A 13,037-nucleotide genomic window follows, 5' to 3' on the forward strand; every position below is an offset into this window, starting at 1 on the left:
TTGAACGTTAATCGCTATTTGCTCGTTAACCGATGTTGTGGTGCGTTTAACTTAGTCCGAATTTATTTGTTTTAGAAATTCATTTATTGGCTTAATAATTAGCTCAGGAGAATCTCTGTATTCATATCCCACAATCTGATTTACATTAATTTTTGCAAGTTGTAAATTTTTGCCAAATGCAGTTTTAAGTTTTTCTTGAGCTTCAAGCGTTGCAGGGTAGGTAAATTGAGTATGATATTTATATGCTTTCTTTTGCATTATGGTATCATTAGCCAGTTTTAAAAAATAATTTCTTGCAACCGAATCTTTAATATTAGTAATTAATTCTCCTCTGAATTTAGGATCGTCAGCTATTCTATTTAGTAAATCTTTTGTTCGTGAAGGCGGAATCTCATTACGAACATCTTCCATAAAAGGTGAGCCGATAAATACTAATGCACCGAGTCCTTTTTCTGATCCTTGTCGACCATTTCTATTTACAATAGCTAAAGCCGGAACTTCAATTTTTACTGAATCGTATTTATAATGCTTGGGGCGATAAATTCTTCTAGCCTCATTAATAACCACAAAATTGGTTTTTGAATTGGAGCTAGGACTTGCTCTTAAAAACATTTCAGAACTCTTAAACGGATCCTTATAATTTTCTTCTACCCATTGTACTGATAATCCGTTTAAGTAAACAATTCCTGCAACTCTCTCTGGAAAGTTCTCAGCTAGGTATGTCAACTCTGCAGAAACAGAAGCATTGCCAATAAAAACAGCTTTTTTTATCTTTAATTTATTGGCAAATTTGATGAGATGATTGCCTTGACTTTTTACATCATACCCCCCTATCTCAGAAGTGCCATATCCAATTCTAGTTATGGCTAAAACTCTGTTATTCTCAGTCAAAAGAGGGCCAAAATTTTTATATGTATATGCATCCCAACCCTCAGAATGTACTAATATTACATTTAAACCTTGACCGCCGAAATCTAAATAGTGTGTTTGTAATCCATCAACATTAATTGTTTTACTACTATATTCCTTTTCACTAGTTTGAGATTGCATAATACTCAAGGGAAGTGTTAACAAACAAAGTATTGATATTTTCTTGGAAAAATACAAAATGAAATATGATTACAAATATGGAAGATAATAAATTTTGAGTAAAATGTTTGTTGAGGGACATCCTTTACACAAGTTAAAGATTAGACTTTACACTAAATTAGTTTCTAACCTTATATTAGATTTTTTATTTCTTTTGATTCAGTTTAAATCCTTAAAAAATTCCAAGATCTGTTTTGGATTAAGGTCTATTGGGGGTTACACTATAAATCCTAATACATTTTAAAACAATGTATTAGGATTTTTTAATTTCATTGGTGACCATTATTCATCTGAAGTTGGGATAGTGAAAATTTCATATTAAAAATTTTGATTGGAAAAATTTGTTCCTGTTTTGTGTCATACCAAACTGAATTATGGCCATCTTATGTTTGATGTCAAATAACTTAGAGTAATAAATCATTTAGAACAAAGGAGAGATTTAAGGTTAGTATGCACGATGAAGTTTAGAACTTAGTCAACATCAGGAAATATGTTTTGTCGACTACTTAATTTTCATGTGTATTTGATCTAATTAATTTTAATTAAGAGGTTTAATTCTTATTCCTTTTCGTAGCCGCTTTTTTGTTTTATTTTAGTCCTAATTTTAATTGGAAATACGTGTTAAATCATAAAATGGGGTAGTGTAACCGGCTATGAATATTTAAGATTTAAAGTTTAATTATAGAATATTAGTCTTTTTAGATTTTCGATCATAAACATAGCTTTATCCTCGAATTTTATAAATGAGTTTTGTTTAATTTTTTATAAAACAATATAATGAGAGTAAACGTGAAAATTGTTTTAGCCTTGGCCGTTCTAGGTGTTTTATGGGCTTGCAAGAGTGATAAAAATCCGGAAAAAACCGAAATCGATAAAAAACCAAATGTGCTGTTCATTGCCGTTGACGATCTCAATGATTGGATTGGGGTATTGGGAGGGCACCCTCAGGCCAAAACTCCTCATATCGATAAACTGGCTAGTCGTGGTATACTCTTTACCAATGCCCATTGCCAGGCTCCCGTATGCAATCCATCACGAGCCAGCATGATGACATCTTTGTATCCCAGTACGTCAGGCATTTATTTTTTAAATCCTGATATTACTGAATCTCCAGTGGCAAGTAAAAATGTGGTCATGCCGAAAAGGTTTCAACAAGAAGGTTATAATGTTTCTGCAGCCGGCAAGATTTTTCATAATGCAAAGGGAATCAATGAAAGACACATACCAAATTATGGAGGTAATTTTGGGGGTTTTGGACCAATGCCTGAGAAAAAAATAAGTTCATACCCTGGTCATCCTTTGTGGGATTGGGGCATTTATCCAGAACGTGATGAACGAATGCCCGATTATAAAATTGCAGGTTGGGCCATAGATCAACTAACCCAAAAACAGAAGCAGCCTTTTTGGCTGGGTGTTGGTTTTTACCGTCCGCATGTTCCACAATTCGCACCTCAAAAATGGTTTGACCTTTATCCTTTGGAATCGCTTAAGTTACCCCAGACGATAAGGGGAGATTTGGATGATATCTCTCCCTACGGGTTGAACATAACCAGACTAAGGCACGTATCTCCTAAACATGATTGGGTAATTCAAAATGATCAATGGAAACCACTTGTGCAGTCCTATTTGGCCTGCGTAAGTTTTGTGGATGAACAGGTTGGTCGGGTTCTTAAAGCTTTGGATGAAGGAGCATACGGGAAAAACACTTATGTTGTGCTCTTAAGTGATCATGGGTTTCATTTTGGTGAAAAAGAACGCTACGCCAAAAGAAGTTTGTGGGAAGATGGAACGAGAGTTCCCTTAATAATTATGGGACCTGGTATTCCTGAAGGAAGAGTGTGCCAAAAACCTGTTCAGCTATTGGATATCTATCCTACCTTATTAGAGCTGTGCGAACTTGAAGAGGACTCTAAACATGAAGGTATTTCGCTTGTTCCTTTATTACAAAATACCGAACGTGAATGGCTGCATTATGCAAGAACCAGTTTCGGCCCGGGGAATTATGCCATTGTATCAGAAAAGTACCGATTCATCCAATATATAGATGGATCTGAGGAATTCTATGACCATACAAAAGATCCAATGGAATGGCATAATGAAATTAGTAATAAGGATTACTTTGAAATAATAGAAAAACATCGTGCACAAATCCCTAAAGAATATCATGAAGTATTAGGCAAAGGTTCTACTGGCCATCTTTCCTATGAAGCTTCGGCAGAGCAGTTAGGTATCGAATAAAATACCTGGCATTCAATTTTCTTAGCAATTGCTAATCGTATTAAGTTTCGGTAATTTTAGACTTCAAAAGAGCCAATCATTGAAGTTTGAATTTTAGCTTCGCCGGGTAGAAATCATGATACTTTCGTCAATTCAAATTCTTTTAAACGTCTTAATATAGTTTTGCTTATTAAAATTTTTTAGGTCAATTTGGTGTTATCTGAAAATTATAATTTCCTGGACCTACGGTTATCTCCATTTGCCCATTCGAAACTGTTTCAATAGTTTTCCCGTCCAAGGTAGCCGTTTTACCTTTGATTGATAAAGTGGCTGAGCTATTAGGTGGGACCTCGCAAAAATAGGCAATTTTATTACCCTTCCATTCCCACTTTGAAATGATCGGACCGTGTATGCTATTATAGGTGCTTTCAAAACTTTGCAAAGGTTTGACAAAATTGGGTTTTAATTGGATATGCTTGAATCCTGGTGCCGATTCATCTGGTCTTATCCCTCCTAAGCCTTTAAAAAACCAGCCGCTAATGGCACCGAACATTACATGATTTCTGGACAAAGCCCTAGAACCTTCAATTTTCCAATTTTCAAACAGGGTAGTAGCTCCATTCTTGATCCACCAGCCCCATGATGGATAGGTTTCTTGCGATGCTAGCACATAAGCCAGCTCTGCATATCCATTTTCGCTTAAGGCACCTAAAATGGTTCTGGATCCCAAAAGGCCTACATCAACATGGTTAGTTTTTTGTACTTCAAGGGCAAGGTTATCCGCCACTTTTTGCTTTAAGGCTTCTGGAACAATTCCCCAATAAAGAGGCGCACTAAGTTCGGTTTGGTAACCGCTGCCATAGATCCCGGTCTCCTCATTCAAATATTTTTTATTTATGGCATTCTTGATGTTTTCGGCCAATTGAGCATACTTCAGGTGTTCATCCTGTTTTCCAAAATGAAGAGCGGCCTTGGATAATATCAAGGCATCTATATAGTAATAAATGGAGGAGGTAAATTCCTTTGGGGTAACGGATTTTACTGGCACCCAATCCCCAAGTCCCCAATCGGTCAAACCACCATCATAGCTAAGGGAGGTGATATAGTCGACATACTTTTTGATCGGGTCATACATTTCCCTTAGAGACCTATCATCGCCATAAAACTGATATAATTGCCAGGGGATGATGGCTATTGTGCTGGTCCAGTCGGGTCCGTTGGCCCACGTATAGCCCCAACCACCCCAAGTGGGTATAATTGCCGGCAATACCCCATTATCCTGCTGTTCGTCCTTATGGTCTGCCATCCATTTTTCATATACTCTAATGGTATCAAAATTATAGAGCCCGGTTTCTATATTGATATGTGCATCACCCGTCCAGCCATTCTTTTCCCTTTGAGGGCAATCGGTGGGATAACCAAAAAGATTGGATAGATAACTTGCATTAGTAGCCTGCCATATTTTGTTGATTGTTTCATTTGAGGTATGTATTTTTCCAACAGGAGTTACCCCACTATGCAGAAAATAGGCCGACAAATCCTCTTGTGATATATCGATTGGTCTATCCCCCTCAACTTGAACATATTGAAAGCCCTTGTAGTTGAAACGTGGCCTGAAAACCTCGGTCCCAATTCCTTTGAGGGTATAGATATCGGTCTGAAATGGATCCAACGTATCTTTAGGTCTGTAATGCACATTGATATTGGAAAGGTCAAGATTTCCCAAACTATCCAATTGTTCTGAGTGGGTAATTTTGATCCGTGTTCCTTTGTTTCCCTGCACCCTGAGTTCCGTAACTCCAGCTATATTCCTGCTTAAATCAAAAATATATACCCTGTCATTACGTTTTTCCATTTTGGCAAATTCCAATTTCTCGCCAGTAATAGGGAGCATCACTTCGGCAGTAATTTTGTCTGAAGGTGCTTTTACCTCTAACGCTGTATTCCAGTTGCTATCATCATAGTTAACTTGGTCCCATCCTGGAAGTTCGAGTCGTGCATCATAGTGTTCGGCGGTATAGATGCTGTTGAACACCACGGGGGACAATTGGGTTCTCCATGATCTATCGGTGGCCAGAACCTCGCTGGAACCATCTGTAAACCAAACCCGAATGTTCATTAAAAAACGTGGTCTATTTCGCCATCCGGCTTCATGAAAGTTCCATACGGCAGTAGATTGATGGTTGTACCAGCCATTTCCCAATAATACACCAACGGCAATTTTGCCATCTTTAAAATAAGAGGTGACATCGTGAGTCACATACAGATTTCGCCTATCGAACCGCGTGTAAATGGGCTCTAGCCAATTGTCGCTCACTTTCTGACCGTTCAGTGTAAGTTCATACAGGCCTGCGGCTGTAATGTAGGCCCTGGCACGAAGTACCTTTTTTGGCAATTCAAATTCCTTTCTGAAATAGGGAGCGGGTTTTAGGTTTATATCCTCTACATCGGTAATCCAACTTCCTTCCCAATTGGACTTATCCATCATCCCCGTTTCGAAAGATGACACTCGGACATCACTTTTTCGACTATTACTCGTTGAAATCTGAATGCCCCAATAATATTTTGTAAAGGGCTTTAGTGGCTTTCCATTATAAATTAGTAGGTTTTCATCCGATTGGGCATTCTGGTTCAAAAGAGTCCCCAATCCGTTTGCTACCGCTATTGAATCAGTATCCACGGAAATATGATATCTAGTTTGTACTAGATTTGGTCCTGTTGACTCTATTTTCCACGATAATCGGGGTTCTGAAGTATCTAAGCCTAACGGAGCAGTCAAATGCTCTACCTTTAAATCAGTAGGGTTAATCGAACCTGTGTCCGACCCGCAAGAGGTAAAGAAAATAATTACTAAAACAGATAGGTATATGGGTTTAAACATGAAATGGTATTTTTCATTTATACTAACTTTGATTTATTTACTATTAAAATTTATCACTCTTTATAACATCGGATATGCTCAGCTCCAGAATATTTTTATTTGATTTAAAATCTTTGTTAATTTCTGTTTTATAAGTTGTAGAATCTAATTGAGGATTCATGTTAATCACTAACTGATTGTCTACTATTTTTACCATTACAAGTCCCGGTTTATTTAATTTTAAATGTTGGCCCCAAGGTAAAAGCAAATCCCCCGCTTCGTAAAATATAGCTTGAACCTGGTTTAACTTTTTATGATAGACCGCTTGAATTTCTGCATTGTTTTTTAAAAGTTCAATAGTATCCTCTAGTTTAAAGGTTTTAAAAGTATTAAGGGTCATATTAGGCAAAATAGCATACATAAAACTTTGGTTTTCCAAATGCTTACCTAAGTTAAGATTCAGGGAAAATATTTTTTTTGAAATTGGTTCACTGCTTTTGCCTACATTGATTTCTGACCAGGATCCAGTTTCCATTTTTGCAGTAACTTCAGTTGTAAAAGGTTCTGATTTAATTATATATCCTACAGAATTATGAAACACTTTTTTAACCTTACTATCGTTAAATATTGCTCCTTTCATCTTTTGGTTATTTACCCAAATACTTCCATTAACATAACATTGATTTATGGATTGATACAAATCATTATCGGAATCATAATTAAGTCCTGAAACTAAAGCTATAATCTCCTCATTAAAAAGAAACCACCCTCTTTTGGCTCTTACATTTCCCTTAACATAATCATAACCAAAAGCACCGTACAAACTGTCACTAACTCCAAATACAAATTCGGTATTACCATAATTATTCTTTCCCCATTCAATTAGTGGAAGTTTTAGGGTATCTTGTTCCACTAATGAACCAGGTAATTGCTTCCAGTTTAGTAAAGGGAAAATTGATTTGTATTCATTACCGTCTTTAATAAGGTAATAAGTTCCGTGTCCTAAATAATGGCCTTTTAAGTTTTCGCCATTACCAGATTCGCTGGCAATGATTTCTTTTGATGCGCCTTTTAACGAAAAATAATACTCTGGTCTTTGGTGCACCATAAAATCAGAATAATTATAATAACGATTTCCAATTAATGGTGTTTTTCTCTCTCCAGTTTTTAACTGGTTATAAAATTCTTGATATTCGGATTGTCGATTAACATCTATACGCGACATTAGCGTTATAGCATTTAAAATGCTATTTAAATTTGAAATATTTCTGGAAACTACTCTTCCCATGGCAGCGTATTCCAGCACTTGGTTTCGGGTAGCCCATTGTTGCCCATCCAAGATATAATGAGATATTGTTTCTATTTTGTCCTTAGAAAATTGAAAGGGTGTATCCTGGGCTAAATAAATCAAATGGGTACTTGTCAGTGTGAATGTTGCGCCATATCCGAAAGAGTAAAATTGTGGGCCATGCTGATGAAAACTATAATCAGGTTGAATACCTTCTTTCTCCGAAATTGTAATTTCCTTAGAAGCAGATGTAAAAGCCCTTTTTAGCCCAATTTGATCATTTGATAAACATGAAGAATAAATATGAGCATAAGTGAGCCATAATAAATTTTGAGCAGTAGCAACGCCACCAAAGTGGTAATAATCACTTTTAATATTTCTATTTATAAGTTCAATCCCCTGATCCATTAAATCCTTTGGGATTTCTTTTTCCATGAGAATATAAACTTTTCCTATAGCTAAGGGTATTCCAATACCGTTCCACCAAACATTTTGCGAAAGAGGTTTATTGTTCATCCAATACCTTATCGCACTGATGATTTTACCTTTTAATTTTTCATCGTGATAATAAGGTCCTTTTTTACTTTGGTATAAAAACGAAAGTTCAAACAAACGTCTCCAATGTTCGCTAGGTTCCCACGAACTTCTTGAGTCTCCCTGATAATTTATGTCCTTCCAAGAACCGTTTGAATCTAAAAGTTTAATAATTTTCTTTCTTTGCGTATTGGTAAAATCTTCATTTCGGTACATTCTTTCCATTGAAAGATCAAAAAGTTTATCCTTAATTTGAGGAATTGGGTTGGAAGATATTCCCCATACCATGTGGAAGGACGCCATTAAAATATAGAGGATTACAATATTTTTTTTCATAGTCAACAATTTGAATAAATCATATTAAAACATTTTATTTTTCAGGAATTATTTCAATATCAATTTCAAAAATAATTACAAGTATTTGGTTTCGATATTTTGTTTAATTACTAATTAATAATGTCTTGTATTTGTGGCCAGGGATATTTTCCATCATTTTTTTGAGGTCTTCCAGGTGTACTTCGGCCTTCTACAATGTACTTTTTTAATAAGGATTTTAACTCTTTAACAACTTTTGGGTGTTCTTTATACACGTTGTTCTTTTCATCTATATCCGATTTTAAGTTGTATAATTGAATCGGAGGCAATCCCATGGTGTCTTTTCCCGGTCGAGGAAAACTCCATCCGCCAGAGCCTGGTGCTAGTAACAATTTCCAATCATCTTTAAGTATTGTAAAACTACCGTTAATGGAATGACCTACTGTTGCTTCCCGAATTATCTTTTTATTCCCTGGGTTTGTTAGAACTGGGAGTAAATTGTAACTGTCTTCAGCCTCATTATCAGCGAGTCTATATCCTGCAATTTTGGCAAAAGTTGCCATGAAGTCTGTTAAGCATATAGTCTGCGACACCTCATGTTTTTCTTTTATAACTGCTGGCCATTTTACAATACAAGGAATGCGGTGTCCGCCTTCAAATAAATCAGCTTTATGGCCTCGGAAAACAAAACTTGGATTATGCCCTTTACTCAATAGGGTATTGAAATCTGCCAAAGGAGAGCAACCGTTATCGGAGGTTAAAACGATAATTGTATTGTCTTCTTCACCGGTTCTACGTATAGCTTCGACTATTTTTCCTACTTCATGGTCTACCATCATTACAAAATCAGCATACGAATTTAAGCCGGATTTACCCTCAAATTCTTTAGACGGTAAAATTGGGGTATGAGGTGCCGGCATTGGATAGTAAGCAAAATAAGGCTGCTTTCCGGGTGCTTTTTCTTCAATATATTTTACAATTCTACTTGTAAGGTTTGGTAAGCACTCCTGATGATTGAAATCGCTTCCAGTAGGACCTTTTCTCCATAAGGCACCATTGTAGCCCTCTTGACTTGGGTTTTTGTTATTCCCAACGGTTTCATGGTTAGGGATTGAAGTTGGCATATCGTTTTCCACGTATACGTAAGGAGGCATATCCAGTGATCCATTAAACCCATAAAAATAGTCGAAACCTCTGGCAGTAGGACCGTTAAAGATGGGTTTGGAGTAGTCAACACTATCGTTTCCTTTTTCAATATTGTTCCAATCCCAACCCAAATGCCATTTTCCTATTGCTGCTGTGGTGTAACCTTGCTTTTTCAACATATGAGCCATTGTAGTTCGATCATCAGAAATTAAAGCCTTAGAATACCCTCCTAAAACACCTCTTTTCTGTTTGGAGCGCCAATTGTAACGACCAGTTAAAATGCCGTATCGCGTAGGCGTACAAACAGCGGAACTAGAATGCGCATCTGTGAAAATAACACCACTATTAGCAATTTCATCAATATTAGGCGTTGGTATTTTACTATTTTTATTAAGACTTGTAATATCGCCGTATCCAAGATCATCAGCCAGAATAAAAACAATGTTTGGCTTACTTGGCGTAACTTTTTTGCCAAATGACAAGATGGCGAATACGACCACTGATGTAAAGATTAATAAAAGTATAAAATGTTTAGTTTTCATTGGTTTTAATATGTCTTTAATAATGAAGTTTTGAGCTTTATGTTTTAACAAAGTGGTTTCAATTTTTTAAAAAAGTTTTACTGAACATTGTCCTTAATAATTAAAGTAGACCAGAAAAGGATGAATTTCCCGGGTTAATTCAAATACTCAGAAACCTAAATGTAAATATATTTTACCTATTGCCTGACTTCGGGGGAAATTTGTAAGGATATAGTTTGATTATAGAAAATCATTTAAAAAACTACGGAATTAATAAACAATTATCCTTTAAAAACAATTGCATCTTTTTCAAGAACCTAAACATCAGCTTTATTGGTTAGAGATCAATAAACCATTTCTTAATCTATGAAGATTAATTTTAGTTTAAGTTAATAAATGTGATTTTACAATAAACGCACAAATCAATTTCAAATTTCTAACTTAAAAAATAATGAGAAATATAACTTTGTATCAGGAATAATTGTATATAATTTATGAATAAAAACTTACTGAATTTCTGCTTTTTGATGTGCTTTTCACTTCAAATCTTTTCACAATCAAATTCGGGGAAAATGGATTGGTGGAAAGAGGCTAAATTCGGGATGTTTATTCATTGGGGGGTATATTCTGTACCTGCAGGAATTTATAAAGGGAAGGAGGTTCTGGGAATAGGTGAATGGATTATGAATCATGGAAGGATTCCCGTACAAGATTACAAGGCATATGCTAGGCAGTTTAATCCAGTTAAATATGATCCCGAATCATGGGTTAAACTGGCTAAAGATACAGGAATGAAATATTTAATCATTACCTCGAAGCATCATGATGGATTTGCTCTTTTTGATTCAAAGGTTTCCGGGTGGAATGTGGTAGATGCCACTCCTTATGGGAAAGATTTGCTAAAACCTCTTGCTGAAGCTTGTCATAGGGAAGGTATAAAACTTGGCTTCTATTACTCTCAGGCTCAGGACTGGAATAATCCTGGAGGAGCTGCAGCAAAAGGCGGTCACTGGGATGTTGCACAACAAGGTAATATGGACGAATACCTAGCTAATGTTGCCGTTCCACAAGTTCAGGAAATTTTAAAGAATTATGGTGAAGTAAATATATTATGGTGGGATACCCCCATAAAAATGACCAAGGAAAGGGCTGATAAATTTTTACCAGTTATAAATCAATATCCAAGTTTAATTACCAATAACAGATTGGGTGGAGGGTATAACGGTGATACAGATACACCTGAACAATTTGTACCTCAAACAGGCTTTCCAGGTAGAAACTGGGAAACTTGTATGACCATGAATGATACCTGGGGGTACAAATCCACTGATAACAATTGGAAGTCAACTAAAATAATTTTACAAACCTTTATTGATATTGTAAGCAAGGGGGGTAACTACCTGTTGAATGTAGGGCCGACATCTCAGGGGCTTATTCCTCAACCTAGTATTGATCGTTTAAAAGAGGTTGGTCTATGGATGAAATTAAATGGAGAATCTATTTATGGAACTACTGCCAGCCCATTTCAATACTTACCATGGGGTCGTTGTACTCAAAAAGGAAATAAACTTTATTTACACGTGTTTGATTGGCCTGACGATGGAGAACTGGCTGTTCCTTTGCTCAATAGAGTTACAAAGGCGTATTTGCTAACAGCTCCTGATTTAGCCTTAGAAGTTCGGAAAACTAGGCTAAAGAATAGTATAAATCTCCCCTTAACCGCGCCTGATAAGAATGTATCTGTAATCGCTTTGGAGGTGGAAGGTGAACCTCTTGTTTTGCCGCTTCCGTCCGCTGGAAAGAAGGTAATTTCTTCTTCAACAAAAGCTGGAACTAATCCAGCGTATTTAACCGACGGTGATCCAAAAAATAAATGGCAACCTTCTGAAGATGATGGAAATCCATGGCTTGAAATTGATTTAGGAAAGGAAATTTCAATAGGTGCCATTTCTGTGGTAGAACCTTGGCATACCTGGGACAAAAGGAGTCAAATTATTGAAATCCAATATAGGAAAGATGGAATTTGGAATTCGGCAACCAAATTTACCACAAATGGTAGGGGTTATTTGGATAAAATTGTTCCAATAAATGCACGTAGGTTTAGATTAAGAATAATTGAATCAAAAGAGCCTACATTAAATGAATGGATTTTGTATCGAGCAAATTGATTCAAAGAATCAACTTTCGCCCTGTTCAAATCTTTAAATAAATTAGATATTATGTCATTAAATATTGAAATACGCAATGCCGCGTCACCCCGAGAAGTAAATACCCTGTGTACTGAAGATTTAAGAAAAGAATTTTTAGTGAAAGGTCTTTTTGAAGCAGATCAAATTAATCTGACGTATTCGCATTACGACCGTTTTATAACAGGAGGTATTATGCCTTTGAACAAGACCTTGAAGTTAGAAACCATCGATCCTCTAAAAGCCTCTTACTTTCTTGAGCGCCGCGAAATGGGGATCATTAATATTGGAGGCAGGGGAAAAGTTTCTGTAGATGGAACAACATATGATATTGATTATAGAGAGGCCTTATATATAGGCAAGGGGAATAAAAGTGTCTCCTTCCATAGTAACGAGGCCAATAATCCAGCTAAGTTTTATATAAATTCAACACCGGCCCACAAAAGCTATCCAATTAAAAAAATTAGTATTGACGATGTTGAGGTGATCGAATTGGGATCAGCGGAAACAGCCAATGCAAGAACACTCCGAAAATATATTGTTAATAGTGTTGTAGATGTTTGTCAGCTACAAATGGGAATGACTTCCCTTAAAGTAGGCAGTAGTTGGAATACAATGCCTGCTCATGTTCATGACAGACGTATGGAAGTTTATTTCTATTTTGAAGTTCCTGAGGATCAGGCTGTATGCCATCTTATGGGGCAACCAAAGGAAACCAGACATCTTTGGGTTCAAAATGAGGAAGCTGTAATTTCACCACCATGGTCTATCCATTGTGGATCCGGAACCAGTAACTATTCTTTTATCTGGGGTATGGCCGGTGAGAATCTAGATTACGGCGATATGGATGTTTGTAAAATAACGGATTTAAAATAAATACT

7 protein-coding genes are annotated in these 13,037 nt (G+C 36.3%); 3 read left to right on the plus strand and 4 right to left on the minus strand.

What is annotated here, in order from left to right; all coding sequences use genetic code 11:
• Window positions 1-51: 51 nt before the first annotated feature.
• Window positions 52-1,050 (minus strand): alpha/beta fold hydrolase, encoded by a 999-nt coding sequence (locus V8G61_RS04415; protein ID WP_394874235.1) that lies wholly within the window; start codon window positions 1,048-1,050, stop codon window positions 52-54.
• Window positions 1,051-1,866: 816 nt separating this feature from the next.
• Between V8G61_RS04415 and V8G61_RS04420 the strand changes: the two genes are divergently transcribed.
• Window positions 1,867-3,327, plus strand: coding sequence for a sulfatase (locus V8G61_RS04420; protein ID WP_394874236.1), 1,461 nt, complete (start codon window positions 1,867-1,869; stop codon window positions 3,325-3,327).
• Window positions 3,328-3,511: 184 nt separating this feature from the next.
• On the opposite strand, the gene V8G61_RS04425 is transcribed toward V8G61_RS04420, so the two are convergent.
• The 3 genes from V8G61_RS04425 to V8G61_RS04435 all read right to left on the minus strand — a co-directional run bounded on the left by V8G61_RS04425 (window position 3,512) and on the right by V8G61_RS04435 (window position 9,991).
• Entirely contained in the window at window positions 3,512-6,187 is a 2,676-nt protein-coding gene (locus V8G61_RS04425) for a family 78 glycoside hydrolase catalytic domain (RefSeq protein WP_394874238.1), read from the minus strand.
• 43 nt (window positions 6,188-6,230) lie between these two features.
• Window positions 6,231-8,324, minus strand: coding sequence for a polysaccharide lyase family 8 super-sandwich domain-containing protein (locus tag V8G61_RS04430; protein WP_394874239.1), 2,094 nt, complete (start codon window positions 8,322-8,324; stop codon window positions 6,231-6,233).
• A gap of 110 nt (window positions 8,325-8,434) precedes the next feature.
• Window positions 8,435-9,991 (minus strand): arylsulfatase, encoded by a 1,557-nt coding sequence (locus V8G61_RS04435; RefSeq protein WP_394874240.1) that lies wholly within the window; start codon window positions 9,989-9,991, stop codon window positions 8,435-8,437.
• A 551-nt stretch (window positions 9,992-10,542) separates the two neighbouring features.
• Here V8G61_RS04435 and V8G61_RS04440 point away from each other — a divergent pair.
• Entirely contained in the window at window positions 10,543-12,138 is a 1,596-nt protein-coding gene (locus V8G61_RS04440; RefSeq protein WP_394874241.1) for an alpha-L-fucosidase, read from the plus strand.
• A gap of 51 nt (window positions 12,139-12,189) precedes the next feature.
• On the plus strand, window positions 12,190-13,032 hold the full coding sequence (kduI, locus tag V8G61_RS04445; RefSeq protein WP_394874242.1) for a 5-dehydro-4-deoxy-D-glucuronate isomerase: 843 nt from the start codon (window positions 12,190-12,192) through the stop codon (window positions 13,030-13,032).
• Window positions 13,033-13,037: the final 5 nt, after the last annotated feature.

This window comes from Gaetbulibacter sp. M240, assembly GCF_043876815.1.
GTDB lineage: Bacteria > Bacteroidota > Bacteroidia > Flavobacteriales > Flavobacteriaceae > Gaetbulibacter_A.

What these genes read in the sequence shown, in the direction of transcription:
- V8G61_RS04415 (WP_394874235.1), bottom strand. Translation starts at nt 1,050, where the DNA reads ATGCAATCTCAAACTAGTGAAAAGGAATATAGTAGTAAAACAATTAAT.
- V8G61_RS04420 (WP_394874236.1), top strand. Translation starts at nt 1,867, where the DNA reads ATGAGAGTAAACGTGAAAATTGTTTTAGCCTTGGCCGTTCTAGGTGTT.
- V8G61_RS04425 (WP_394874238.1), bottom strand. Translation starts at nt 6,187, where the DNA reads ATGTTTAAACCCATATACCTATCTGTTTTAGTAATTATTTTCTTTACC.
- V8G61_RS04430 (WP_394874239.1), bottom strand. Translation starts at nt 8,324, where the DNA reads ATGAAAAAAAATATTGTAATCCTCTATATTTTAATGGCGTCCTTCCAC.
- V8G61_RS04435 (WP_394874240.1), bottom strand. Translation starts at nt 9,991, where the DNA reads ATGAAAACTAAACATTTTATACTTTTATTAATCTTTACATCAGTGGTC.
- V8G61_RS04440 (WP_394874241.1), top strand. Translation starts at nt 10,543, where the DNA reads ATGGATTGGTGGAAAGAGGCTAAATTCGGGATGTTTATTCATTGGGGG.
- kduI (WP_394874242.1), top strand. Translation starts at nt 12,190, where the DNA reads ATGTCATTAAATATTGAAATACGCAATGCCGCGTCACCCCGAGAAGTA.